The following is a 24351-nucleotide window of genomic DNA, read 5'->3' as shown; positions in this document are numbered from 1 at the left end:
TGAAACTAAGCAACTATAATAGTCAGCACATCGTCAAGTTTTCCTGATTTGAGGTAGTTGATAGAGGATTGGAGTGTCACTCCATCAAGCCCCAGAGATATGAGCACCAAACCGCTGATCTGGTCGCAAAGGGTAAAGAGATAACCACCATGGGCGTTGCCATAGTAGTTGAGCGACGAGTCCACTACTTTGGTCGTCACCACAACGTGACCATCTCTCATTTGTTCAATTTCGTAATTTTCAAAGGCAGATATAGCGTCAAAATGAAAATCTTTCATTGTTTCCTCCTGATATTTCAAACGACACTATGATACTACTTTTTATAGGACTGTGCAAGGAGAAAGCTCCTAGTCTGGCAAAATTCCAACCTGCTCCACAAAGCGCATAAAGGCTGCCTGTCCTTGTTCTGTCTGCTTGTAGACACCTGCATCCTCCAGTACACGCGCAAAGATAGCACCAACAGAGTCCTTGACGATTTCAAGGGCTTTTTCTTTATCCGCTAGGTCTGGATGTTGGACTTTGAGTTGGTCTGCCCATTCCTGATGATAATCGGCAACTGTATCACCATCTCCCACGAGATAGCTAGCGACTTGCTCCACCTCCTCTTTCAGACGAGGTGGTAAAATAGCCAAGCCCATGACCTCAATCAAGCCGATATTTTCCTTCTTGATATGTTGGACATCCTTGTGAGGATGATAAATGCCATCAGGATGTTCTGGTGATGTTTGATTATCTCGTAAGACCAAGTCCAACTCAAACTGTCCATCGCGTTTACGAGCAATTGGTGTGATGGTGTGATGCGGTGTTCCGTCCGTCTCTGCCAAAATCTGCACACTAGAATCTGAATACTGACGCCATTCCTGGAAAATCTTATCAGCTAAGTTAATCAAATCCTCTTTGGAATCCGAAGTCAAGCGTAGGACAGACATTGGCCACTTGATAATTCCAGCCTTGACCTGCTCAAAACCAGCAAATCGGAAGGTCTTTTGCAAGGGAGCCAATTCCATAGGAAATACGTGACGGCCTCCCTGATAATGATCGTGAGTTAGAATAGAGCCCCCCACAATCGGCAGGTCGGCATTAGATCCAGCAAAATATCCTGGAAACTGCTCTACGATAGCCAACAGACGTTCAAAACTCTGACGACTAATGGCCATGGGACGATGCTGGCCATCTAAAAAGATACAATGCTCATTAAAGTAAGCATAGGGCGAATACTGGAACCCCCATTCCTGACCAACCATTTCAAAACGGATAATCCGGTGGTTGCTGCGAGCTGGGTGGTTGACCCGACCATGGTAACCCTCATTCTCTAAACAAAGTTGACACTGAGGATAATTACTAGCTTGCACCAACTTGGCTACCGCAATCTCTTTCGGATCCTTTTCAGGCTTAGAGAGATTGATGGTAATTTCAAGTTCTCCATAATCAGATGGAACACGATAAGCGATATTTTTAGCAATGGCCTTGAGTTTGATGTAGTCATTTTTCTGACTGAGTTGATAAAAATCCTCTATCGCTTGCTCAGGAGAGTAGGCATAGGCTTCCCAGAAGTCACGATTGACCTGACTCGGACAAGGAGTCACCAAGTCCATCAGTTCAGTACCAAGGATTTCACGCGCAGTCTGACTATCCTCAATCGTCTCTAATCGAACGGCTTCCTCAACTAGCTGGTCCTTGAGGTCAATCAATTTATCCAGATTGGTCTCAACTTCCAAAACACCTTCTCCCACTCGTGCCAAAACACGATTGGTCAGGTAGATTCGATCCATTTCCTCAAATGAACTTTCAGAAATGACATGTGTTACAAATTTATCTACTAAGGTCACTATAGAGCCTCCTTTTGACTAGTCAAGGACGCGAGTGCCACCTGCAACTTCAGCGATATAGAAGCTTGGAGCGTATCCAACTACTTCCTCGTAGTGTTTGCCTACAGCTTCCTTAAAGGCCTCAACAGTATCTTTTTGAACCAAGGCAATGGCACAGCCACCAAAACCAGCCCCTGTCATACGAGCACCGAGAACTCCTTCTTGTGCCCAAGCTGTGTGAACAAGGGTATCTAATTCCAAACCAGTTACTTCATAATCATGCTCCAGAGAAACGTGTGACGCATTCATCAAACGACCAAATGTTTCCAAATCACCTGCTTGAAGGGCTGCTTGAGCTTTAAGGGTACGTTGGTTTTCAAGCACAGCATGGCGAGCACGTTTCAAACGATTTTCATCTTTAATTAGATAGCTATATTGGTCAACGGCCCACTCGTCCAATTCACCCAGGGTCTGAATATCCAAGGCAACTTGCAATTCTTCCACTGCTTTTTCACACTCAGCACGACGTTCATTGTATTTAGAGTCCGCCAATTCACGGCGTTTGTTGGTGTTCATGATAACAACGACATTGTCCTTCAAATCAAGTGGCACCAAATCATACTCTAAGGTGTTGGTATCAAGGTAAATAGCACGTTGATCAGCCCCCATACCAATAGCAAACTGGTCCATGATACCAGAGTTGACTCCGATAAAGTTGTTTTCTGTTTGTTTTCCGATTTTAACCAAATCCAAACGGTCTAGTTTTAAATCAAAGAGATGCTCTGCCACGACTCCTGTCAAGAGCTCCAAGGATGCTGAAGAAGACAAGCCAGCACCATTTGGGATATTCCCATAAACATAAAAATCAAAACCTTTGTCAATCACGTGCCCAGCTTCTTGCAAGAAATGAAGAACCCCTTTTGGATAATTGGTCCAGTTGTGCTCTTTTTCAAACTTGAGGTCAGCGAGAGGCACTTCGATAATGCCCTTGTCCTCAAAGTTAGCTGAGTAGAAACGCAAGACTTGGTCGTCACGCTTACGAGCTGCACCGTAAGTTCCCAAGGAAATAGCAGCAGGAAAAACGTGCCCACCGTTGTAGTCTGTGTGTTCACCAATGTATCCAAGGAATTTCCCAAGGTCAATCCTTTTTACTAAAATTTTAGTAAAACATCAGTAAAAAGAAGAAAAATATGATATACTAACCTAATCAAGGAGGATTTATGGCTACCTTAAAAGACATTGCACAGCTAGCCTCTGTCTCTATCGCGACCGTATCCCGTGTCCTCAACCGCGACCAGAGCCTATCTGTTACAGAAGAAACCAGACACCGTATTTTAACCGTTGCTGAAGAGCTGGGCTACACCAAGCACCTCAAGACAGGCGAGTCCCATAAACCCAAGCAAAAGATTGCCATTATTCAATGGGTCAGCGAACAAGGGGAGCTAGACGACCTCTACTACTACCAGATTCGCCTAGGAATAGAAAAAATAGCCCAAGAGTTGGACTACGATATCTTGCGCTATTTTAATGACCACCCTTTTACCCTAAGCGAGGAAGTGATTGGAATTCTCTGCATCGGAAAGTTTAGTCGAGCTCAGATTTCTGCCTTTGAAGAATACCAAAAACCCCTGGTCTTTCTAGACAGTGATACACTTTCTCTGGGGCATACTTGTATTATTACGGACTTTTACACTGCCATGAAACAGGTTGTCGATTATTTCCTCAGCCAAGGAATGGACCGTATCGGGATTCTAACAGGCCTTGAAGAAACAACTGACCAAGAAGAAATCATTCAGGATAAGCGGCTGGAAAATTTCAGAAACTACAGTCAAGCAAAAGGAATCTATCATGATGAACTGGTCTTTCAAGGAAACTTTACTGCCCAGTCTGGCTATGACTTGATGAAGGAAGCCATTCAGAGCTTGGGAGACCAACTCCCACCAGCATTTTTCGCAGCCAGCGATAGTTTAGCCATCGGTGCCCTTCGTGCGCTCCAAGAAGCTGGAATCAGCCTACCAGACCGTGTCAGCCTCATTTCCTTTAACGACACCAGCCTGACCAAGCAGGTTTATCCTCCCCTCTCCAGCATCACAGTTTATACTGAAGAAATGGGGCGAGCAGGTATGGATATTCTTAACAAAGAAGTACTCCACGGTCGGAAAATACCTAGCCTGACCATGTTGGGAACCAAACTGACATTAAGAGAAAGTACCCTAAATCAAGAATAGGATAACATAAAAAACGAATAGAGTTCTAAAACTCCTATTCGTTTTTTATTCGATTACAATCATAGACTTAATTGTCTTACGTTCATCCATATCTTTGTAGGCTTGGTCGATATCTTCCAGTTTATAACTTGAAGTAAAGACGCGACCTGGATTGATATCACCATCAAGGACGGCTTTTAGTAAAAATTGCTTATCGTATGTTGTAGCAGAAGCTGCCCCACCTGCTACAGAGATATTTTGCATAAATGTCGAACCAAGAGCACGATTATTATAGTGTGGGACTCCTACAAAGCCCATACGCCCTCCATTATGAAGAACACCTAGCGCCTGTTCTATAGCAGCCTCCGTACCAACACATTCAAGTGCTGCGTCTGCTCCTCCACCGAGGATTTCACGCACCTTGGTAATTCCTTCTTGACCACGTTCTGCAACAACAGCTGTCGCACCTGACTCCATAGCCATCTTTTGACGGTCTTCATGACGGCTCATAAGGATAATTTGTGATGCTCCACGCATCTTAGCCGCGATGACAGCACATTGACCAACAGCCCCATCACCGATAACAACAACCTTGTCCCCTTTTTGAACATTTGCAACACGCGCCGCATGATAGCCTGTCGGCATGACATCTGCAAGAGTCAAAAGGGACTTGAGCATCCCTTCTGTATAGTCAGAAGGTTGACCAGGGATTTTAACCAGCGCCCAGTTTGCATAGTGGAAGCGAATATATTCTGCCTGAAAATCACCCCCCAAATTATTGCCAATATGATTGTCGCAAGAACCGTCAAATCCAGCAAGACAGGCATCACACTCACCACATCCATGTGTAAAAGGGACAATCACAAAATCACCTGGTTTCACCGTCGTAATGGCTTCCCCAGCTTCTTCAACAATCCCAATCGCTTCGTGTCCACTATTTTTGTGTCCAGCTTTCGTTTCTGGATTACGGTACCTCCATAAATCTGAACCACAAACGCACGCACGAACCACACGAATAATCACATCATCCGCTTCTATTATTTGCGGACGTTCAATGCTAGCAAGTCCAACCTGACCTGCCTTTGTATATACTGCTGATTTCATTTAAAATTTTCCTTCCTTATAAAGTTTAATTTTGAGATTTAAGCGATTTAAAGCCGTCTGTAACTGAGACAAGCGCTCCTCTAATTTTTTCTTTTCCTCTTCTAAAATACCAAGCCTCTCCTCTCGCGTTTCATCCCCCTTTTGGTAGAGCGACATATAGTCAACTAAACTGTCTACAGAGACACCTGTCGAACGAAAACACTTAATAAATTCCAGCGCTTCTATATCCTGATCTTGAAAATCACGAATCCCAGTTGCAGTACGAGTAATCGGTGGCACAAGACCAACCCGTTCATAATACCGAATCGTATCCGCTGAAATTCCCAACAAATCACTGGCAGATTTAATATTCATAGGCTAACCTCCTCTCCTTTCATTCACTGAGTTTAAGCTACTCTAACTCACTTATCTTATTATATAACTTTGAGTTGACTCCAAGTCAAGCATTTTGCACCTAATCGAAAAATTTTTATCATTAACAATCATATATCTGGAGTTTATACAATGCTCTTCTCTTACCAATTTTTGAAATATTTAAATAATAAAGAAATTACTCTATTCCAAATAAGATAGTACCCAAGTATTTTTCACTTTTTTCTAATGTTGATGCTCATAACTCCGTTCCAAGTCACACACCTTTCGCTTATGGGTTTGGTGAGTTTCTAGGTCAGCATCAATTTCAATGGTAATATTTTGAAAACCACAATCTTTTAGGAAAATTCGAATAGACTCTTTACAAGTTTCCATATGTTCCATTTCTTTTAGACAAACATGGACAATGGCATTTTTTTCCAAAGCATCCATAGTCCAGAGATTAAGCTGATTAAGGCTGGCCACATTGTCCAATCGCTCCAGGCCACTCTTTACTTGCTTGATATCAAGACCTTCTGGCACAGCATCCAAGAAAATCTTGAGTGTAGACCAAAAACGTGGAAGGGCTTTTGAAAGAATAAAGAAAGAAATGACAAGGGACAAAAGAGGATCTAGGATATACCAGTCCGTAAATCGAAGAACAATCGCCATCAGGATAACAGCTACCCACCCTAGCGTATCTTCCAGAAAATGCAGACTCAGAATAGACTCATTCTTTGTCTTTCCCTTACCAACCACCAGACTCGCTAACAGATTGATAGTAATCGCAATAATTCCTAACCAGAGAATCCCCTCATCATTGACTGGTTGCGGATGCAAAATCTTCGTGACATTTTCCAAAATGACTAGAACAGAGCCCGTTACGAGAATCACAGCTGTTACCAAGGCTCCTAGCAGGCTAAACCGCTTATAGCCCAAGGTGTACTGATTGTCTTCTTCACGATTGGAGATTGTTTCTAAAAAAGCTGATATTCCAATTGCAATCGCATCTCCCAAGTCATGCACAGAGTCAGCAAGAACAGCGCTAGAACCAAATATTCCACCTGCAATAAACTCAACAATGGCATAAGTCAAATTTAAGAAAAAAGCCACCCAAGCAGCATATTTTGCCTTCATATTTCTCATTCCTTTGTTATAATAGATTTATGAACACCTTGTTCATTATCATTATCCACTAAAACTCAAAGAAAGGATAGAAGCAAAACGTCAGCTTTATTCAGTTCTGAACAATTTGCCATAAGTGTCCATATGACTAACATTGACCGCCGTATCAGCAAAACCAAAAAAGCCATCTATCAAGCTTTTATACAACTTTTGAATGCTAAGGGTTACGAGGCCACTACTGTTCAGGATATCATTGATCTCGCAGATGTGGGACGATCCACCTTTTACTGTCACTATGAGAGTAAGGAGCTTCTTCTGGACCAGCTCTGCCGCTACCTCTTCCATCATCTTTTTGAAAGAGAGCAAGCCATTTCAACCGAAGATTACCTAGCCCACCTCTTTCTGCATTTTCAGAAAAACCAAGACCATATCACCAGTCTACTATTCTCCAAAAATGACTATTTCCTCCGTCAACTACAGAGAGAGCTTGAGCACCACGTCTATCCCATGCTGGCTGCTGATTTGAAGCAAACTCACCCAAGTCTACCTACTTCTTACCTCCAACACTTGGTCGTGTCCAACTTTATCGAGACATTGACCTGGTGGCTCAAAAAAGGTCAAGATTTCACAGACCAGGAAGTTGTCCAATTTTATCTAGACCTTCTCATTCCTAAAAATTGAATATAGAGTAAAGCTCAGTTGTCTTATTTCTAGGTTACTGAGTTTTTTATCTTTTCAACAACAAAAGAGGACCCGCCGATCCTCTTTTTCATACTATAAATCCTTGATTATCAACTATATCTGTTTTAATCGAAATCTCAAAACAGCACTTTCAAACATCTTTTCCTAGTTAAGTAAATCAGTATTCTGCTTAGCTGCCTTGCTCCATTGATACCAACCAACTAGACTGTTAATGAGATAAATTAGATATTTCCCTTGAATTTGCAGGCTTTCTCCCCACCAGAGATAGATTGAAAAGACATTGGTAGCCGCCCAGAATATCCACTGTTCACGGTAAACAGCTGTCATGAGGATTTGCCCTACCCCATTGGTTGCATCTGTGATTGAATCACGATAGGGACGATTGGCACCAATAGACTGATAAATGAAGCCAAAGGCCAACCACCAAAGCACACTAATGGAAAGATACTTTGTCCAGCCCTTGCCGTCCAGTTTACGCGCGACAAACTCCTGCTTTTCCTTCTTAAACTGTGCCTGATAAATCCAAACTAGAAGTCCAATTGGCTGCATGACTGTGAAGTAAAGTGTCGTCAGCACCTCACCATAAAAGCCTTTCTGTAGGGCCAAAATAAGGTAAATAACAGAGTTAATCAAGCCAAAAAGATAATTACTTGCTCGACCTTCCGATACAAAGATTACACAGATAATCCCTGTCAAGCTACAAATCATCCCAATCCAGTCAACAATACGATGTTCGTAAACCAACTCCAGCCAGAGAGGAAAACTTCCTAAAACCAGCAAATAAATCCACTGGGCAAAACTACGATGGGCAAAGAGGTCATCCCAGATAGCCTTCATAGTTCCTGAAAATCCTAAATCAGCCATAGCCGCAACCATACGACGGTAACCACCTGACATTTCACCTAGGGTTGTTTTGATATTTTCAATTTTCTTTTGCAAATAAGTATGCATCATTTCTCCTTTTGTTTTTAAAGAGCCGTGTCTGGATAGACTTTCGGACGCAACGCTCTATTAGATAATGAACTGCCTATACACAAGATTTCTAACCTTAGTCGACATGAGCTGAAACCCCTTATTTGTTAAGTAGTTCACAAAATATTATACACCTATTTTATGAATAGTCAACTGTCTTTACAGTAAAATTTTAGAAAATCATGAAAATTTTCTCTTTCTTTCCATTTTAAGTGACATTCAGTCATTCTCACATCAAAAAAGCCCAGACGAAATTGTCTGAGCATTCTTTTATCTAGTCGTTTAAGGAAGTTTAATTCAGTTTGCTTAAAGTCTCTGCACCATCATTTCTTCAACAAACCTTGTTCTTGGAGAAACTCCTTGGCTACTTGTTCTGCTGACTTGCCTTCAACACCGACTTGATAGTTGAGCTGGCTCATCTGGCTTTCTGTAATCTTACCAGCCAATTTATTAAGAACTCTTTCCAACTCTGGATGTTTCTTGAGAAGAGCTTCTTTCATTAGTGGAGCCCCTTGATAAGGTGGGAAGAGTTGTTTGTCATCGTCCAATACCTGTAAATCATAACGTGCCAACTCTGCATCGGTTGAATAGGCATCCGTGATTTGAATATCACCTGACTGAATTGCCTGATAGCGAAGAGCTGGCTCCATGGTCGCTACATTGAGATTGAGACCATACATTGACTGCAAGCCCTTATTTCCATCTTCACGGTCATTAAACTCAAGGGTAAATCCAGCCTTCAACTGCCCTTCCACTTTTTTCAAGTCCGAAATAGTCTTCAAGCCATATTCTTGAGCAATTTTTTTCGGAACAGCTACAGCATAGGTATTTTGATAAGACATGGGTTTGAGATAAGCTAGATGATCCTGTTTGGCAATGCCATCACGCGCCACATTATAAACCTGCTCTGACTCATGACTTACTTTCGGTGATGGTTGAAGTAAACTTTCAGTCACCGTTCCTGTAAATTCAGGATAGATGTCAATATCGCCTTTTTTCAGAGCTTCATAGAGGAAGCTTGTTTTCCCAAAATTTGGTTTAACAGTCGCAGTCATGCTGGTATTTTCTTCAATCAGTAATTTATACATATTGGCCAAAATTTCTGGTTCTGGACCCAATTTTCCAGCAATCACCAAGTTTTCCTTCTCTTTTTGAGCTAAGAGGGCTGGACTATAAGACAGACCTAGCAATAAGGTCACCAAGGCAAAACCTGAGAAAATCGTCCGCAATTTTGCCTTTTCCATCACTTTTAGTAGGAAGTTAAAGGCAATGGCTAGCACTGCAGAAGAAAGTGCCCCAATCAAAATCAGACTGGCATTATTACGGTCAATTCCCAAAAGGATAAAGGAACCCAGTCCCCCTGCACCAATCAAAGCCGCCAAGGTTGCCGTACCGATAATCAAGACAGCTGCTGTCCGAATCCCAGACATGATAACAGGCATGGCAAGTGGAATTTCAAACTTCTTGAGTCGCTCCCATCTGGTCATCCCAAAGGCAATCCCAGCCTCTTGCAGACTCGGATCAATTCCCTTCAACCCAGTGATGGTATTTTGTAAAATCGGAAAGATCGCATAGATCACTAGAGCTGTCAAAGCTGGCAAGGTTCCAATTCCCATCAAGGGAATGAAAAGACCCAACACTGCCAGTGACGGGATGGTCTGGAAAATCCCTGCAATCTGCAAAACCCAATCCGCCAACTTCTCATGATAGCGAAGAGAAACAGCCAAAGGAATCGCGATAAAAATAGCTAGTAACAGGGTCAAAAGTGACAACTGCAAATGTTGAGATAGAGCTGTCAACCAATCACTAAAACGATCCTGAAAAGTTGCAATTAAATTAGTCATGAACACTACCTCCAAACAAGTCTGCTACAAAGTCTGTTGCAGGAGCTTTTAAAATGGTCTCGGGATTCGCCACCTGACGAATCTCTCCATCCTGCAAGACAGCAATACGGTCCGCCAATTTCAGAGCTTCATCCGTATCATGGGTTACAAAAATAGTTGTCATCCCAAATTCTTTATGCAATTCTTTCGTCAGAACCTGCAACTGTTTTCTCGAAATAGCATCCAAGGCTGAAAACGGCTCATCCATGAGGAGAATCTTAGGCTGACCAATCATGGCACGGACAATACCGACCCGTTGCTGTTCTCCACCAGATAATTCACTCGGAAGTCGATGCCCATACTCGGCTACTGGTAAACCAACCTTAGCCAAGAGCTCTTCTGTTTTCTGAGCAATTTCTTCCTTAGTCCAGCCCTTCATCTCAGGAATCAGGGCAATATTTTCCTCAACCGTTAGATTGGGAAAGAGAGCAATGGCCTGTAAAACATAACCAGTAGACAGACGAAGCTCCCGCTCGTCATAGTCTTTGATGCGCTTGCCATCCATATAAATATTTCCATCAGTCGGTTCCAAGAGACGGTTAATCATCTTAATCATGGTCGTCTTACCGGATCCAGAAGGCCCAACTAAAACCATAAATTCCCCATTATCAATCCGTAAATTGACATCTCTCAAGACATCTTTTTCTGTGTAGCGCAAGGCTACATTTTTGTATTCAATCATTCTTTGTCCTCATTTTAAAACTTTCCTCGATTGGTCATGTCTTCTACCTTAGGCATGACTTCCTTATTGTCCCAATGCTCTACAATTTTTCCATTTTCTAAACGGAAGATATCGTACTGGGCATAATCAACTCCATCAATCTGAGTCTGACCATAGCTAACCACATAGTTTCCTTGTCCTAAGAGTTGGAAAACAAAGTCAAAAGTGGCCTTTACTTACAAACAGCTAATTTGATCTATTTTAATCCTCTTTTGCCTTCTCTTTCAGATTCGCCAAAATTCTTTCTTGAAAGGCTTCAAATTGCCGAATTTCTTCCTCTGAAAATCCTTTGTAAAAGATCGTATCCAATTTCTGACTAACACGATGCCCCACTTCTTTCTGGGACTTGCCTAACTCCGTTAAAACTAAATACTTCTTACGCTTGTCTTTTCCACACGGACTAACAATTACAAGCTTTTGTTCCTCTAGCTTTTTTATCATAGTCGTCAGCGTATTATTCGCAAGCCCAGTCGCAAGCGCGATATCTGTCGCAGTTGCGCAGCCAGTTTTACTATTCCATAAAACCGCTAAAATCTTACCCTGCTCACCCCTATAAAGAGCCTCAGGATCTTGGCTCAGTAACTTCTGAAAAATCCGCCCATTCAACAAACGAATATGATGGGCTAGCAAATGACTATCTTTCATAACACCTCCAATTATTTCGATATCGAAATGAATAGAATAATTGTAACACTTGTCCTTTCAACTGTCAACTATTTCGATTTAGAAATAATTTTTGATAATGATTTACATCACCATACTCCGGTTCAACTAACTTTTAACGAGAGTTTCTAAACTCCTTCGTCCTCCAGTCTACAAAAGCCTTCCATCTGTACTATACTATATTTTATGAGGAGTCACGTTTTTCCTATCAGACCATTTATTTTAAAGATAGAAGTCAATCATAATTGCTTCCATCTGTTCTTTTATAGTATATTGAAGTTGGACTAGGGCACTGTATCTTCTAAAACATCGATAGAAAGCGATTTAATTCCCCCAATCAATTTGTTCATATCTTATTTCATCCCGCTATAATTTCACCTTACCCTATCTTTTTCGTAGCACCCTTCAAACAGCCTATACCCTACCGTTTGACGATTCCTCACTTCGCTCCACTTCCATTACAGAAGTTTCCTCACTACTATGGGTTCGGCTGACTTCTCATGATTCCTTGTTACTACGCTTTCAGCGCTCATGAGACCTCACGGGATAAGTCCTACATCTTTCCTCGTTTATACAAGATATGAGGACGTTAAAAGGTTAGAGTGAAAATAGGAAATCTGACGCAGAGTCTTTAGACTCTAGAAAGATTTATCTTTTTCACACAAACCTTAGTCCGAATTCAATTACTCTCGTGATTTACGCATATAGGTTACGACTACCTTTTTGGACTTTAGAGTTTCTGGCCCCCTTATCCGCTATATACGCCTTACTATCACCTTCCTGTTCGTAGAGCCACGATTTCGCTATCCCTTCCTCTAACGATTCTTATTTCCAGTGTCAGACTTAAAACGGTCTATCTCCAGACCGTTTTAATCCGCTACCTCACGATAGTCAGGCTTAGGAATCGCTATTGGGTTCACCGGTAGCAGGTGCCCACCGAGGACTTACACCTCAGATGCACGACATGCCCGTCGTACCAAAAAATACTTTGATCCACAATGGAATCAAAGCATTTTAAAAATCTCCCCATACATAAGCGCAGAAACTGCGGTTCCTCTGTACTTGGTTTCTTCTCTCTTGATAAAACGAGCCAAATTGAGCAACTCAGGTGCCGGATGTTTGGGATTCTTGAGCAATTCACGATTGACCAGACCTGAGAGACGAACTGCCAGCAATTGCTCATTTGTAGTAGGCAGTTTTTTAGCAGTCTCTAGGAGAGCAGCAACTAAATCTTCACTCAAATCATGTCGAGCATGATTGTAAAGATCTTTTACAAGGCTTTCTAGGTTTGGTTCTACCATCCCTACCACCTCCTTATGTTTAATAATTTTTAATCAAATCAACTGTTGAACGATCCAATTTCTTCACCAAGGCTTGTAAGAAGGCTTGCGCTTCTAGGAAGTCATCCATTGCATAAAGTGTTTGGTGAGAATGGATATAACGAGCACAGACTCCGATTGTTGTTGATGGGACACCACCATTTTTCAGATGTGCTGCGCCAGCGTCTGTTCCGCCTTTACCACAGTAGTATTGGTACTTGATACCAGCTTCTTCAGCCGTTGTCAAAAGGAAATCTTTCATTCCTGGGAGAAGCAAGTGACCTGGATCGTAGAAACGAATCAAGGTTCCATCTCCAATCTTGCCTTGACCACCGTAGACATCACCTGCTGGTGAACAGTCAACTGCAAGGAAGACTTCTGGGTCAAACTTGGTTGTAGATGTATGAGCACCGCGGAGACCAACTTCTTCTTGGACGTTAGAACCCAGATAGAGTTCATTTCCGAGTTTTTGACCTGACAGAGCTTCCGCCAACTCGCTAACCATAAGAACACCGTAGCGGTTGTCCCAAGCTTTTGAAATGATATTTTTTTCATTGGCTGTCAAGATTGCAGAACTATCTGGCACGATGGTGTCGCCAGGACGGATGCCAAAGCTTTCTGCCTCAGCCTTATCCGCAAAACCGCCATCAAAGACGATATCTGCAATAGCAGGCATGGTTGGTCCACCCTTTCCACGAGTCAAATGTGGAGGGACAGAACCCGAAATCACAGGAATTTCACGACCGTCACGAGTCAAGAGTTTGAAACGTTGGCTGCTAACCACCATAGGATTCCAACCACCGATTTCTACCACACGGAAGGTACCATCTGGCTTGATTTCGCTGACCATAAAACCAACTTCATCCATGTGAGAAGCGACCAAGACACGCGGTGCATCTGCAGCTTCTGAATGTTTAATTCCGAAAATACCACCCAAGCCATCTGTCACCACTTCATCCACGTGCGGTGTCAATTTTTCACGAAGATAAGCACGGACAGGCGCTTCATGACCTGAGATCGCAGCAAGTTCTGTTACTTCTTTAATTTTTGAAAATAATGTTGTCATTTCAGTTCCTTCTTTCTTTCATCCATTTTACCACTTTTTAGAGGAGAAGGATAGTGGGAAGGTGGATAGTTTCTTACTCAGTTTTCCTATAAAAAAGAGAGACAGATATTCTTTCAGGAATTTTTCTTTCTTTTTTACATTAAATTGTCAGAAATTTTATTGACAGATTAGAAAAATAATGTTACATTTATATCCGCAGGCATCTTTCGATACCAAATCTACATGAAAGGACGGGGTATGAAACTTTCTCATTATTTAATTGGCTTACTTCTACTCCTAGTCTTTCTCTCTATTAGCATTGGAACCAGTGATTTTTCATGGGGAAAGCTCTTTGCTTTCGACCAGCAGACCTGGCTTCTCTTTCAAGAGTCCCGTCTCCCAAGAACTATCAGCATTCTTCTAACTGCCTCTAGTATGAGTATGGCAGGCCTTCTCATGCAGACTATTACCCAAAATCAGTTTGCTGCACCGAGTACAGTTGGAACCACTGAAGCCGCCAAACTGGGAATGGTGCTGAGCCTTTTTGTCTTTCCATCGGCTAGTCTGACCCAAAAGATGCTCTTCGCTTTTGTTTCATCCATCGTATTCACCCTCTTCTTCCTAGCCTTTATGACCATTTTTACTGTAAAGGAAAGGTGGATGTTGCCTCTGATTGGGATCATCTATAGCGGGATTATCGGCTCAGTCACAGAAGTTATCGCCTATCGTTTCAATCTGGTTCAGAGTATGACTGCCTGGACCCAGGGCTCCTTCTCCATGATTCAGACCCATCAGTATGAGTGGCTCTTCTTAGGCCTCATCATCCTGATAACCGTTTGGAAATTATCCCAAACCTTCACCATCATGAATCTGGGGAAAGAAACCAGCGAGAGTTTGGGGATTTCCTACTCCCTACTTGAAAAACTGGCCCTCTTTCTGGTGGCGCTAACGACAAGCGTCACCATGATTACCGTGGGTGGCTTACCATTTCTCGGAGTTATCGTTCCCAATCTTGTTCGCAAGCGCTATGGAGATAATCTAAGTCAAACCAAACTCATGGTCGCACTGGTTGGTGCCAATCTAGTTCTGGCTTGCGATATCCTATCCCGAGTTCTGATTAGGCCCTATGAGTTGTCTGTCAGTCTCTTGCTAGGAATCATCGGTAGTCTCGTCTTTATCCTACTTCTCTGGAGAGGGGGACGAAAAGATGCAGACTAAAAGCAAACATACCAAGCTCTTCTGGATTCTCATTATTCTTGCCATCGGAGCTTGTCTTCTCTACTTTTGGCCCATCACTCACTTGTCAGCCTTTGCTTGGAAGTTGCGTTCCCAAAAGATCATCGTTTATCTCTTGGTAGCCATCGCGACTGGGATTTCGACCATTAGTTTTCAAACCCTGACGGAAAATCGCTTCCTGACGCCTAGTATTTTGGGAATTGAATCCTTCTACGTCCTACTACAAACCCTACTACTGGTTTTTGAAAGCAAGTTTCTTCAACTGGGCAAATCCCCTATCTTAGAATTCCTAGTCTTACTTCTTGTCCAGTCCCTCTTCTTTCTCGCCTTACAAGGTTACTTGAAGACACTGATGAAGCAAGACCTGGTCTTCGTCCTGCTGATCTGTCTAGCGCTCAGAAGTCTCTTTCGAAATATCAGCACCTTCCTTCAAGTCCTAATGGATCCAAACGAATACGATAAACTGCAAAATAGTCTTTTTGCCTCCTTTCAACATCTCAACACTTCCATCCTAGCCATCGGTTCTCTGATCATCCTCGCTTTGACAATCTTTTTCTTTCGAAAAGCAGTCGTTCTAGATGTCTTGCACCTGCAAAGAGAAACGGCTCAGATATTGGGACTCGATGTTGAAAAAGAACAGAAAGATCTCCTCTGGGGAATCGTGCTTTTGACCTCAACGGCCACTGCCTTGGTAGGACCTATGGCCTTCTTCGGCTTTATACTGGCCAACCTCACCTACCTGATTGTCACAGACTATCAGCACAAGTTACTCTTTATAGTGGCCATTCTGGTTGGATTTATTAGCTTAACCTTGGGGCAAGCCTTGATTGAACGAGTCTTTGCACTGGAAATTCGTATCAGTATGATCATTGAGAGTGTGGGTGGCTTCTTATTCTTTATCTTACTATATAGGAGGTCTCGTCAGTGAAACTGGAAAACATTGACAAATCCATTCAAAAACAGGATATTTTGCAAGGCATTTCGCTTGAAGTCAGTCCTCAAAAACTGACAGCCTTTATTGGTCCAAATGGTGCTGGAAAATCGACTCTCCTCTCCATCATGAGCAGGCTAACCAAGAAAGATCAGGGAGTTCTCAGTATCAAAGGACGTGAAATCGAGAGCTGGAATTCGCAAGAACTGGCCCAAGAACTAACCATCCTAAAACAGAAAATCAATTACCAAGCCAAATTGACTGTTGAAGAACTGGTCAGTTTTGGACGTTTTCCCTACAGCCGAGGTCGACTTAGATCAGAAGACTGGGAAAAAATCCGAGAAACTCTGAACTATTTAGAACTGACCAACTTAAAAGACCGCTACATCAATAGCCTGTCAGGGGGGCAACTCCAGCGCGTCTTTATCGCTATGGTACTGGCCCAGGATACGGACTTTATCTTGCTGGACGAACCACTCAACAATCTCGATATCAAGCAAAGCGTCAGCATGATGCAGATTCTTCGACGACTGGTGGAGGAACTCGGCAAGACCATTATCATCGTCCTCCACGATATCAACATGGCCAGCCAGTATGCAGATGAAATTATCGCCTTCAAGGACGGTCAAGTCTTTAGCAAGGGAAGAACCAATCAAATCATGCAGGCTGACCTGCTCAGTCAACTCTATGAGATTCCTATCACGCTAGCTGATATCAATGGCAAAAAGATCTGTATCTATAGCTAGTAACATAGAAGCTCAAGTTAGAGAACCTTCGGTCTCTTAGTCAATAAGACCAAGAGACTCCCTAAATCGTTATCACATTTTAAAAAGGAGAAATCATGAAAACATCCCTTAAACTTTATTTCACTGCCCTAGTGGCCAGCTTCTTGCTCCTACTTGGTGCATGTAGTACAAACTCAAGCACTAGTCAGACAGAGACCAGTAGCTCTGCTCCAACAGAGATAACCATTAAAAGTTCACTAGACGAAGTCAAACTTTCCAAAGTTCCTGAAAAGATTGTGACCTTTGACCTCGGCGCTGCGGATACTATTCGTGCTCTAGGATTTGAAAAAAATATCGTTGGAATGCCTACAAAAACAGTACCAACCTATCTCAAAGACCTAGCTGGAAAAGTTAAAAATGTTGGTTCTATGAGAGAACCTGATTTAGAAGCTATCGCCGCCCTTGAGCCTGATTTGATTATTGCTTCCCTACGTACACAAAAATTCGTAGACAAATTCAAAGAAATCGCCCCAACAGTTCTCTTCCAAGCAAGCAAGGACGACTACTGGACTTCTACCAAGGTTAATATCGAATCCTTAGCAAGCGCCTTCGGCGAAACTGGTGCACAGAAATCCAAGGAAGAATTAGTCAAGCTAGACAAGAGCATTCAAGAAGTCGCTACTAAAAATGAAAGCTCTGACAAAAAAGCCCTTGCCATCCTCCTTAATGAAGGAAAAATGGCAGCCTTTGGTGCTCAATCTCGTTTTTCTTTCTTGTATCAAACCTTGAAATTCAAGCCAACTGATACTCAATTTGAAGATTCTCGCCACGGACAAGAAGTCAGCTTTGAAAGTGTCAAAGAAATCAACCCTGACATTCTCTTTGTCATCAACCGTACCCTTGCCATCGGTGGGGATAACTCTAGCAACGACGGTGTCCTAGAAAATGCCCTTATCGCTGAAACACCTGCCGCTAAAAATGGTAAGATTATCCAACTAACACCAGACCTCTGGTATCTAAGTGGAGGAGGTCTTGAATCAACAAAACTCATGATTGAAGACACACAAAAAGCTTTGAAATAAGCCACTTCAAACTCAATTTAATACTCAATGAAAATCAAAAGAGCAAACTAGGAAANNACTGTTTTGAGGTTGCAGATGAAAGCTGACGCGGTTTGAAGGGATTTTCGAAGAGTATAAAATTTTGACATTCTAAAACGCATCCTATCAAGTTCACTCAAACCTGATAGGATGCGTTTTTATCATTTTGAAATCTATTTACCCCACCTCATTCCCCTTCTTGATTTCGTTTAAGGGAAAAGTGGTCTGGAACGGGGTCCTTACCTGTTTTCGACCAGGGATGACAACGTAAAATCCGAGCCAAGCCCATCAATACCCCCTTAAAACCATGTTTTTCAATAGCCTGAATCATGTAGTTGGAACAAGTCAGCTCAAAGCGACAAGAGGGTGGAAAGACTGGTGAGATAAAACGTTGGTAAAAGCGCACAGGCGCTATTAAAATTCGTTTCATTATTTCTTAGTTACAGCCATGGTGTGTAGTTGGCTGATTTCTTTTTTATTAAGACGACGGGATTCTCCTGGACGGAGTCCTGTCAAGTCTAGGTGTCCGAAACGAGTCCGAGACAACTTATCCACTTGGAGACCGACAGCTTCAAACATCTTTTTAACCTGGTGGTTACGCCCTTCATGGATAGTCAACTGCACCACAGAGCGATTTTTGACTGGATCCACTTTGAGAATTTCATAGACAGCCGGCTTGGTTTTCTTACCATCAATCTCAAGTCCACGGGTCAAGGGGCGGAGATTATCCTTATTGGCCACACCTTTAACACGCGCGACATAGACCTTATCAATCTCATTACGAGGGTGAATCATCTCATCCGTAAAATCCCCATCATTGGTCAAAATCAAGACACCTGATGTATCCCAGTCCAAACGACCTACAGGGTAGATGCGCTCCTTCACGTTGGGCAAGAGGTCGACAACAGTCTTACGCCCCTTGTCATCTGTCACACTGGAAATGACACCGCGTGGTTTGTTAAGCAGATAGTAGACCTTTTCTTCGTTGTAGATAGGTTGACCTTCAACTTCGACCTTGTCGCCTGACTTGATAGTGGTTGCTAGTTCACGTATCACTTGGCCGTTAACCGTCACCAAACCTTGCTTGATCAACTCTTCTGCTTTTCTCCTACTGGCCACACCTGCGTGGGCAATATACTTATTGATTCTCATCTTCTTCTATCCTTTCACCAAATAATTGGCTTTCTTGGGCTTGAATCTCAAGCTCATCAATCACTGGTAATTCTTCCAAATGGTTAATTCCCATGTAATCTAGGAAATAATCTGTAGTCACATAGAGGTTGGGACGCCCCAACACTTCTTTTTTTCCGTCTTCTCGTATCAGGTCAAAAGCCTGCAACTTTGCCAAGGCCCCACTCGAGTTGACCCCACGGATGGCATCAATCTCTATCCGTGTGATGGGCTGTTTGTAAGCAATGATGGACAAAGTCTCAAGGGCAGCCCGAGATAAACTCTGGTTGATAGGTGCCTTAGAGTATTCCTTCAAAATCTCTGCAAATTGAGGCTTGGTCACCAATCTATAAGCACCACCAGTCTCAATCAGATCCAAACTGGAATCTGGGTCCTTTTCATACTTCTGGGCTAATTTTTCTAAACTCTGTTGGATGCCTGTCGGTGGCAGAGAGAGGAGTTCAGCTAACTGGCGGACTCTAATCCCATCTTCACCCGCTACAAACAAGAGCGCTTCTATTTTTGCTAAAGTACTCATCTTTCCTCTCTATCAAGTCTAGCTTTGGGCCACTTGACTTTCTTCCTTCTTTTCCATGAGATAAATATCTCCGAAACTCTCCTCTTGCACGAGGACCAGCTCCTGGGTTTTGATTAACTCTAGGGTTGCCAGAAAGAGGGTGATGACCTCTTGGAGATTCTGGGCTTCCTTAAACAAATCCTGCAAGCGCAATTGATCTCGTCCAGCCAAGGACTCTTTCACGATAACCATCATGTCCTCAATCTTATACTCATCCCGCAAGATAGTCGTGTGATTTTGTGCAAACTCCTCTTTTTTCTTGGCTAGGATATTTGAAAAAGCCAAAAAGAGGTCAATGGTCGTCTTGTCATGCACAAGCTCCGCATCTTCGTAAATCAACTCTGTCGGTGCTTTGGAATAGTGCTGGGCCCGTTCTTGGTGCTTGGCTTCCAAGTGCTCCCCCAAAAGCTTGAACTTGCGGTATTCTTCGATTTGAGAGAGAAGATCCTGCTCTAGGTCATCTTCCAAATCTGTCACTTCCGCTACCTTTGGAAGGAGTTTACGACTCTTGATCAGCATGAGCTGGCTGGCCATGACCATGTACTCGCCCGTCACTTCCAGACGCATGGCCTGCAGAGTTGAGACATAAGCTAGATACTGTTCAATGACTTCCGTAATGGGCACATCGTAGATATCCATCTGGTACTTCGAAACCAGGTGCAAGAGCAAGTCCAGGGGCCCTTCAAAATCCTTTAATTTAATATCCATTATCTATACTTTTCTAAGGTCAGGACTGTTTTTAATCCTAATTTTTTTGCAATTTCGTACAAATCGACCTTGTTTTCAATTTGTCGTAGAATGAACTGTTCCCGCAAGGCTTGGGCTGATAGTGCTGGAAAACCTTTCTCCTTGACAAAAGCTTCTAGCTGACGAAAGGCCCACTGACGAGAATAGGCTTTCCCTCCCCTTTCAAAAAGATAGGTCTGGCCCATCAAGGGTTCCAACTCTGAAAGCAAGGTTGTGGGAATGGTGACAATCCTCTGTTGGGAATCCTTCTTGATTCGCAACACCTGAAAATCCAGATTGATATCCGCAACCTTTAGAGCTAAAATCTCACTCGGCAAGAGCCCTATTTCCAAGATTAGGAGAGCCAGTAAGCGGCCCTCTGGATAGTCGCTTTCCTGCCAAAAAGAGTCTAGGTCTAACAGTTCTGACTTCTCGGTCTTCTTTTCAGCTTGTTTAGCTAATTCCAAACGGTAAAAGCTGTCCACTTCTCCTTTTTGATAGAGAAAGTAGAGAAATTGATTACAGGCCGAAATCTTTCGCTTCTGAGCGCTGATTTTTAGATTGGCTAGCTGGGCTTGGTAAATCTTGAGACTAGTATCAGAAACCCGCTCGCCTACTATGTCTAAAAATTGCTCCAAATCATACTTATAGGACTGCTTGGAATTGGCAGATAAGCCCTGCTTTTCTTCTAAAAAGGCTGAAATCCTATCTCTCATTTGCATCGAATCTCATATTCCTTACTAAAGTCATGCAAGAGGGCATTGACTGCTTTGAGGATAGACTTGCGCGTGATAATCCCTTGGAAAATACCAGACGCATCCACAACCGGCAAGAAGGACTCATCTACCAGCTTGTGCAAGACCTCCGTAATGGTGAAATCAGGCGAAACAACCGCTACGTCCGTTTGGGTCATATGAACGATATCCGTATCCGCCATGATTTCTTGGCTCAAGTCATGCTCCATCTGATAAGCCATAATATCTCTGAGCCCAATCGTCCCAACAAACTGTTTTTCATCTGTCACAACAGGAACACGGGTATAGGTCATCTGACTGAGCAAGAGGGTCGCGTGATCTGCATTGTGGGTATCAATCAACACGGCTAGATTTTCAGCAGGGGTCAAAAAAGTTTCCTCCTGCCCCAACAAGAAAGTCTCAAACTCCTTGGCAATCATCGGCTAAACTCCTTGGACAAACCTGGATACACCTCATGGTCTCGTGTCAAAAAGTCGACTGTGAAGTAACTATCATCAATCTCCACACGAGCATAGAGACATTCTCTGATGGTCCCACGTGGTTGACTGATGGAACCTGGATTTAGAAAGAGGGTCTTGCCTTCCATCCAAGCATTTGGCACATGCAAGTGACCATAAAGGCAGATATCGGCCTCTTCCTCCTGAGCCCAGTAGTCCAACTTTTGAAAGTTGAAATTGATGTCAAACAAGTGACCATGGGTTTGGATAATCTTGGTCGAACCAAGCTCAGTCACCAAACGTTCTGGGTAACCTGCATAGAAGTCCATATTCCCTTTAACAACACGGATGCCTTCCCAAAGGGGAGAATCAGGACGCAGTTCAGAATCGCCGTTATGAAAAACGGCATCAACTTTGCCCACATAGCGATCACGGATTTCTTCCACAATCAAGCTATCGCCATGAGAATCGCTCATTACAATGATGGTTTGCTTTGCCATGATGGAAATACCTCCAAAAGTTTCTTAACGGCTAAGGCACGGTGAGATTGACTATTTTTTTCTTCCAGGGTTAATTCAGCTGAGGACTTGCCTGTCTCTCCTACAAGGAAGAGAGGGTCATAGCCAAAGCCATTTTCACCCTTAGGTTCAAAGTTAATGTAGCCAGGCCAGTCAGCTTCAACAACCAAACTTTCCTTGTTTGGACTGGCTACGACTAGGGTTGTATAGAATTGAGCCGAGCGGTCCTTGAGTTCAAAGACCATGGCCAATTCGTGCAAGAGTTTGGCATTGTTTTCACGGTCAGTAGCTCCCACACCTGCGAAACGAGCTGACCAGACACCTGGCAAGCCACCAAGGACATCGACTTTGAGACCTGAGTCATCTGCCAAAACCATCTTGCCCGTTAATTGAGAAATGGTTTCTGCCTTGAGACGGGCATTTTCTTCAAAGGTCATACCTGTTTCTGCTACTTCAGGTAGGTCAGGATAGTCATTAAGATTTTCCACATCGTAGCCTAGCTTGTCAAAGATAGCTCGAAATTCCTTGGTCTTGCCCTCGTTACGAGTCGCAATCAATAAGGTTTCTCTGACCTTGTTTGTCTCAAAGAATGCTTCTACATCAACACCTTCTTTAGGCAATTCTACATGCAGGAGTTGCCCATTTTCAACTAAGAGAAAAGCCCCCTGACGTTGGATGACTTCCATATTTCGTCCCATTTCTTGGTTGAGGATATCTACCACAAAAGACAATAAACGGTAGAGAGAACCATAGCGTAAAACAGTAACAGAAACAGGAAAACCTCGATCCTCATCTCGAAATCTTTGGGCAAACTCCAATAGAGGAAAATCCAAATCATCATCCGTCAACGTCCGGACGCCACCAAAAATACCATAGGACCCGACATACCAGTCCTGTTCATCCTTATATTCATAAATTTTATTTGTCATAATTCTACATGCTCCACATGAATCTCTTTTTCCAGCCATTCTTCACCAATTTGTGCAAAACTTTGGCTGCTGGCTGTTGTGTAAAAACGGTGATGAAGTGGTCCAGCATCGCGACCACGATTGATTTCAAAATAATTGAGTAAGACTGAAATGTCCCGTACGCACTCTGCTCCACTATCGATGAGCTGAACCTTGGGCCCCATGACATTTTGAATAATAGGTCTGAGCAGTGGATAATGGGTACAACCCAAAATCAGGCTATCCACCTTGCCAACCAAGGGACGCAGGGTTTCATAGACCACTTTCTTGGTGACACTGGTTGACAGGGCACCTGACTCCACCAAGGGGGCAAACTTAGGACAGGCCAAACTCTCCACCTGTAAGTCTGGAGCCAGATCATGAATTTTCTGACGGTAGATGTCTGATTGTACCGTCATAGGTGTTCCAATCACTCCGATTTTCCCACCTTGACTAGACTTGATGGCTGCCGAAGCTCCTGGCAAAATAACACCTAGGACAGGAATATCTAGTTGAGCCTTAATTTCTTCCCAGACGACGGCAGTCGCAGTATTACAAGCAATGACAATCATTTTGACATCCTTGGTCAAGAGAAAGTTGACCAACTGCCAAGTATATTCACGAATTTGCTCAGCAGGACGGGGACCATAGGGCGCCCGTGCCGAATCTCCAATATAGACGATTTCTTCATGGGGAAGTTGGCGCATGAGCTCGCGCACAACGGTCAAGCCCCCGACACCCGAATCCAAAAAACCAATTGGTCGATTATCCATACAGTCTTCTTTCTAGTCTTTTTTCTGATTGATAGTTCATTATGATTATTGATCCTTATGAACAGAATGATAGCCTAATCAACAACTATCTCTCTTAATCATAATCAAATATCAATAGAATGCAAGGAAAAAGTCTCACCCCTAAACCATAGCCAACATAGTGAGAAGTCTGGAACTTTCATCCCAGACTTTTCCTTATTTATTTTTTCTTTTTATTGTTAGCAAGGGCTGCCTTTTGTTGGCGGATGATTTGGTGGTAAACTTGTTGTACCTTAGCTTCACTTGGTTTTTGACCATTTGCACTCAAAAGAGTACGAACTGCTTCAGCATTCAAACGTGGGTTGTCAGCGAATTCTTTTTCAATTTGCTTACGAACCAAGTACATTCCTCCAAGAGCTCCTCCTAGAAAAGCTAGCACAATCAATACAATTGCTAAAAGTAAATCCATCATATTTCTCCTGTTTCTTTTTGAGTCTCTTTCATTATACCACAAACTAGCCACCCTGACTAGTTTGTTTTACGCTTTCAGGGATGGAATGTAATTCGAATGTGAGAA

26 protein-coding genes and 3 pseudogenes are annotated in these 24351 nt (G+C 42.9%); 6 read left to right on the top strand and 23 right to left on the bottom strand.

Annotated features, from left to right (window positions below):
* Positions 1-17: 17 nt before the first annotated feature.
* The 3 genes and pseudogenes from HT701_RS09130 to HT701_RS09120 all read right to left on the bottom strand — a co-directional run.
* Positions 18-278, bottom strand: a pseudogene (locus HT701_RS09130) (PaaI family thioesterase); the annotation flags it as partial.
* Between the two features lie 69 nt (positions 279-347).
* Entirely contained in the window at positions 348-1829 is a 1482-nt protein-coding gene (locus HT701_RS09125; RefSeq protein ID WP_050207790.1) for a UDP-glucose--hexose-1-phosphate uridylyltransferase, read from the bottom strand.
* Positions 1830-1847: 18 nt separating this feature from the next.
* A pseudogene (locus tag HT701_RS09120) lies at positions 1848-2924 on the bottom strand (galactokinase); the annotation flags it as partial.
* Positions 2925-3028: 104 nt separating this feature from the next.
* Here HT701_RS09120 and galR point away from each other — a divergent pair.
* Positions 3029-4036: a DNA-binding transcriptional regulator GalR gene (galR, locus tag HT701_RS09115; RefSeq protein WP_172931450.1), complete on the top strand. Its 1008-nt coding sequence runs from the start codon at positions 3029-3031 to the stop codon at positions 4034-4036.
* A gap of 45 nt (positions 4037-4081) precedes the next feature.
* Here galR and HT701_RS09110 read toward each other — a convergent pair whose 3' ends face one another.
* From HT701_RS09110 to czcD, 3 genes are all read right to left on the bottom strand, one after another.
* On the bottom strand, positions 4082-5119 hold the full coding sequence (locus HT701_RS09110) for a zinc-binding dehydrogenase (RefSeq protein ID WP_000833735.1): 1038 nt from the start codon (positions 5117-5119) through the stop codon (positions 4082-4084).
* Complete coding sequence (nmlR, locus tag HT701_RS09105) at positions 5120-5473, bottom strand: stress response transcriptional regulator NmlR (RefSeq protein ID WP_001022631.1); 354 nt, start codon at positions 5471-5473, stop codon at positions 5120-5122.
* Between the two features lie 243 nt (positions 5474-5716).
* A complete protein-coding gene (gene czcD / locus HT701_RS09100; RefSeq protein WP_000645093.1) occupies positions 5717-6607 on the bottom strand; it encodes a cation diffusion facilitator family transporter CzcD in 891 nt (296 codons plus the stop codon).
* 132 nt (positions 6608-6739) lie between these two features.
* Here czcD and HT701_RS09095 point away from each other — a divergent pair, with 132 nt between their 5' ends.
* A complete protein-coding gene (locus HT701_RS09095; RefSeq protein WP_000181701.1) occupies positions 6740-7276 on the top strand; it encodes a TetR/AcrR family transcriptional regulator in 537 nt (178 codons plus the stop codon).
* Positions 7277-7441: 165 nt separating this feature from the next.
* Here HT701_RS09095 and pnuC read toward each other — a convergent pair whose 3' ends face one another.
* The 7 genes and pseudogenes from pnuC to pepA all read right to left on the bottom strand — a co-directional run bounded on the left by pnuC (position 7442) and on the right by pepA (position 13921).
* Positions 7442-8248 (bottom strand): nicotinamide riboside transporter PnuC, encoded by an 807-nt coding sequence (pnuC, locus tag HT701_RS09090; RefSeq protein ID WP_000557779.1) that lies wholly within the window; start codon positions 8246-8248, stop codon positions 7442-7444.
* 344 nt (positions 8249-8592) lie between these two features.
* Positions 8593-10113, bottom strand: a complete 1521-nt coding sequence (locus HT701_RS09085; protein ID WP_172931449.1) for an ABC transporter permease/substrate-binding protein — start codon at positions 10111-10113, stop codon at positions 8593-8595.
* The gene (locus tag HT701_RS09080; RefSeq protein ID WP_000575218.1) at positions 10106-10834 is read right to left on the bottom strand and encodes an ABC transporter ATP-binding protein; all 729 of its coding nucleotides are present in this window, start codon (positions 10832-10834) and stop codon (positions 10106-10108) included. The genes HT701_RS09085 and HT701_RS09080 overlap by 8 nt, the downstream gene beginning before the upstream one ends.
* A 14-nt stretch (positions 10835-10848) precedes the next feature.
* A pseudogene (locus HT701_RS09075) lies at positions 10849-11040 on the bottom strand (polyketide cyclase); the annotation flags it as partial.
* A 34-nt stretch (positions 11041-11074) separates the two neighbouring features.
* Positions 11075-11518, bottom strand: coding sequence for a MarR family transcriptional regulator (locus tag HT701_RS09070; protein ID WP_000655206.1), 444 nt, complete (start codon positions 11516-11518; stop codon positions 11075-11077).
* 1022 nt (positions 11519-12540) lie between these two features.
* Complete coding sequence (locus tag HT701_RS09065; RefSeq protein ID WP_023933658.1) at positions 12541-12837, bottom strand: bacteriocin immunity protein; 297 nt, start codon at positions 12835-12837, stop codon at positions 12541-12543.
* Positions 12838-12856: 19 nt separating this feature from the next.
* Entirely contained in the window at positions 12857-13921 is a 1065-nt protein-coding gene (gene pepA, locus HT701_RS09060; protein ID WP_000209170.1) for a glutamyl aminopeptidase, read from the bottom strand.
* 237 nt (positions 13922-14158) lie between these two features.
* Between pepA and HT701_RS09055 the strand changes: the two genes are divergently transcribed.
* From HT701_RS09055 to HT701_RS09040, 4 genes are all read left to right on the top strand, one after another.
* Entirely contained in the window at positions 14159-15118 is a 960-nt protein-coding gene (locus tag HT701_RS09055; RefSeq protein ID WP_166728310.1) for an ABC transporter permease, read from the top strand.
* Positions 15108-16064, top strand: coding sequence for an iron chelate uptake ABC transporter family permease subunit (locus tag HT701_RS09050; protein WP_138705320.1), 957 nt, complete (start codon positions 15108-15110; stop codon positions 16062-16064). The genes HT701_RS09055 and HT701_RS09050 overlap by 11 nt, the downstream gene beginning before the upstream one ends.
* Positions 16061-16813 carry an ATP-binding cassette domain-containing protein gene (locus HT701_RS09045; RefSeq protein ID WP_119919848.1) on the top strand — a complete coding sequence of 251 codons (753 nt, stop codon included), beginning with the start codon at positions 16061-16063 and terminating at the stop codon, positions 16811-16813. Before HT701_RS09050 ends, HT701_RS09045 begins: the two co-directional genes overlap by 4 nt.
* Before the next feature lie 95 nt (positions 16814-16908).
* Complete coding sequence (locus HT701_RS09040; protein ID WP_119919847.1) at positions 16909-17874, top strand: siderophore ABC transporter substrate-binding protein; 966 nt, start codon at positions 16909-16911, stop codon at positions 17872-17874.
* Between the two features lie 205 nt (positions 17875-18079).
* Here the strand turns inward: HT701_RS09040 and yidD are convergent, their stop codons facing one another.
* The 10 genes from yidD to HT701_RS08990 all read right to left on the bottom strand — a co-directional run bounded on the left by yidD (position 18080) and on the right by HT701_RS08990 (position 24243).
* Positions 18080-18322 (bottom strand): membrane protein insertion efficiency factor YidD, encoded by a 243-nt coding sequence (gene yidD, locus HT701_RS09035; protein WP_000821640.1) that lies wholly within the window; start codon positions 18320-18322, stop codon positions 18080-18082.
* A complete protein-coding gene (locus tag HT701_RS09030; protein ID WP_138705321.1) occupies positions 18322-19044 on the bottom strand; it encodes a pseudouridine synthase in 723 nt (240 codons plus the stop codon). Before HT701_RS09030 ends, yidD begins: the two co-directional genes overlap by 1 nt.
* On the bottom strand, positions 19031-19600 hold the full coding sequence (gene scpB, locus HT701_RS09025; RefSeq protein ID WP_023933648.1) for an SMC-Scp complex subunit ScpB: 570 nt from the start codon (positions 19598-19600) through the stop codon (positions 19031-19033). Before scpB ends, HT701_RS09030 begins: the two co-directional genes overlap by 14 nt.
* Positions 19601-19618: 18 nt before the next feature.
* Positions 19619-20347 (bottom strand): segregation/condensation protein A, encoded by a 729-nt coding sequence (locus HT701_RS09020; protein WP_023933646.1) that lies wholly within the window; start codon positions 20345-20347, stop codon positions 19619-19621.
* The gene (gene xerD / locus HT701_RS09015; protein ID WP_279586327.1) at positions 20347-21081 is read right to left on the bottom strand and encodes a site-specific tyrosine recombinase XerD; all 735 of its coding nucleotides are present in this window, start codon (positions 21079-21081) and stop codon (positions 20347-20349) included. The genes HT701_RS09020 and xerD overlap by 1 nt, the downstream gene beginning before the upstream one ends.
* On the bottom strand, positions 21078-21539 hold the full coding sequence (gene cbpB / locus HT701_RS09010) for a cyclic-di-AMP-binding protein CbpB (protein WP_000560717.1): 462 nt from the start codon (positions 21537-21539) through the stop codon (positions 21078-21080). The genes xerD and cbpB overlap by 4 nt, the downstream gene beginning before the upstream one ends.
* The gene (locus HT701_RS09005) at positions 21536-22057 is read right to left on the bottom strand and encodes a metallophosphoesterase (RefSeq protein ID WP_172931448.1); all 522 of its coding nucleotides are present in this window, start codon (positions 22055-22057) and stop codon (positions 21536-21538) included. The genes cbpB and HT701_RS09005 overlap by 4 nt, the downstream gene beginning before the upstream one ends.
* Positions 22033-23004, bottom strand: coding sequence for a nucleoside-triphosphate diphosphatase (locus HT701_RS09000; RefSeq protein WP_172931447.1), 972 nt, complete (start codon positions 23002-23004; stop codon positions 22033-22035). The genes HT701_RS09005 and HT701_RS09000 overlap by 25 nt, the downstream gene beginning before the upstream one ends.
* A complete protein-coding gene (racE, locus tag HT701_RS08995; protein WP_023941097.1) occupies positions 23001-23795 on the bottom strand; it encodes a glutamate racemase in 795 nt (264 codons plus the stop codon). The genes HT701_RS09000 and racE overlap by 4 nt, the downstream gene beginning before the upstream one ends.
* Positions 23796-23994: 199 nt before the next feature.
* Positions 23995-24243 (bottom strand): YneF family protein, encoded by a 249-nt coding sequence (locus tag HT701_RS08990; protein WP_000364990.1) that lies wholly within the window; start codon positions 24241-24243, stop codon positions 23995-23997.
* Positions 24244-24351 lie beyond the last annotated feature (108 nt).

Origin of the sequence: Streptococcus sp. 10824 (assembly GCF_013276595.1) — a bacterium.
GTDB lineage: Bacteria > Bacillota > Bacilli > Lactobacillales > Streptococcaceae > Streptococcus > Streptococcus pseudopneumoniae.
This window is presented reverse-complemented; position numbering and strand designations above follow the sequence as displayed.

Coding starts and splice junctions, on each gene's coding strand:
- galR (WP_172931450.1), top strand. CDS start 3,029: ATGGCTACCTTAAAAGACATTGCACAGCTAGCCTCTGTCTCTATCGCG.
- HT701_RS09110 (WP_000833735.1), bottom strand. CDS start 5,119: ATGAAATCAGCAGTATATACAAAGGCAGGTCAGGTTGGACTTGCTAGC.
- nmlR (WP_001022631.1), bottom strand. CDS start 5,473: ATGAATATTAAATCTGCCAGTGATTTGTTGGGAATTTCAGCGGATACG.
- czcD (WP_000645093.1), bottom strand. CDS start 6,607: ATGAAGGCAAAATATGCTGCTTGGGTGGCTTTTTTCTTAAATTTGACT.
- HT701_RS09095 (WP_000181701.1), top strand. CDS start 6,740: ATGACTAACATTGACCGCCGTATCAGCAAAACCAAAAAAGCCATCTAT.
- pnuC (WP_000557779.1), bottom strand. CDS start 8,248: ATGCATACTTATTTGCAAAAGAAAATTGAAAATATCAAAACAACCCTA.
- HT701_RS09085 (WP_172931449.1), bottom strand. CDS start 10,113: ATGACTAATTTAATTGCAACTTTTCAGGATCGTTTTAGTGATTGGTTG.
- HT701_RS09080 (WP_000575218.1), bottom strand. CDS start 10,834: ATGATTGAATACAAAAATGTAGCCTTGCGCTACACAGAAAAAGATGTC.
- HT701_RS09070 (WP_000655206.1), bottom strand. CDS start 11,518: ATGAAAGATAGTCATTTGCTAGCCCATCATATTCGTTTGTTGAATGGG.
- HT701_RS09065 (WP_023933658.1), bottom strand. CDS start 12,837: ATGGTAGAACCAAACCTAGAAAGCCTTGTAAAAGATCTTTACAATCAT.
- pepA (WP_000209170.1), bottom strand. CDS start 13,921: ATGACAACATTATTTTCAAAAATTAAAGAAGTAACAGAACTTGCTGCG.
- HT701_RS09055 (WP_166728310.1), top strand. CDS start 14,159: ATGAAACTTTCTCATTATTTAATTGGCTTACTTCTACTCCTAGTCTTT.
- HT701_RS09050 (WP_138705320.1), top strand. CDS start 15,108: ATGCAGACTAAAAGCAAACATACCAAGCTCTTCTGGATTCTCATTATT.
- HT701_RS09040 (WP_119919847.1), top strand. CDS start 16,909: ATGAAAACATCCCTTAAACTTTATTTCACTGCCCTAGTGGCCAGCTTC.
- yidD (WP_000821640.1), bottom strand. CDS start 18,322: ATGAAACGAATTTTAATAGCGCCTGTGCGCTTTTACCAACGTTTTATC.
- HT701_RS09030 (WP_138705321.1), bottom strand. CDS start 19,044: ATGAGAATCAATAAGTATATTGCCCACGCAGGTGTGGCCAGTAGGAGA.
- scpB (WP_023933648.1), bottom strand. CDS start 19,600: ATGAGTACTTTAGCAAAAATAGAAGCGCTCTTGTTTGTAGCGGGTGAA.
- HT701_RS09020 (WP_023933646.1), bottom strand. CDS start 20,347: ATGGATATTAAATTAAAGGATTTTGAAGGGCCCCTGGACTTGCTCTTG.
- xerD (WP_279586327.1), bottom strand. CDS start 21,081: ATGAGAGATAGGATTTCAGCCTTTTTAGAAGAAAAGCAGGGCTTATCT.
- cbpB (WP_000560717.1), bottom strand. CDS start 21,539: ATGATTGCCAAGGAGTTTGAGACTTTCTTGTTGGGGCAGGAGGAAACT.
- HT701_RS09005 (WP_172931448.1), bottom strand. CDS start 22,057: ATGGCAAAGCAAACCATCATTGTAATGAGCGATTCTCATGGCGATAGC.
- HT701_RS09000 (WP_172931447.1), bottom strand. CDS start 23,004: ATGACAAATAAAATTTATGAATATAAGGATGAACAGGACTGGTATGTC.
- racE (WP_023941097.1), bottom strand. CDS start 23,795: ATGGATAATCGACCAATTGGTTTTTTGGATTCGGGTGTCGGGGGCTTG.
- HT701_RS08990 (WP_000364990.1), bottom strand. CDS start 24,243: ATGGATTTACTTTTAGCAATTGTATTGATTGTGCTAGCTTTTCTAGGA.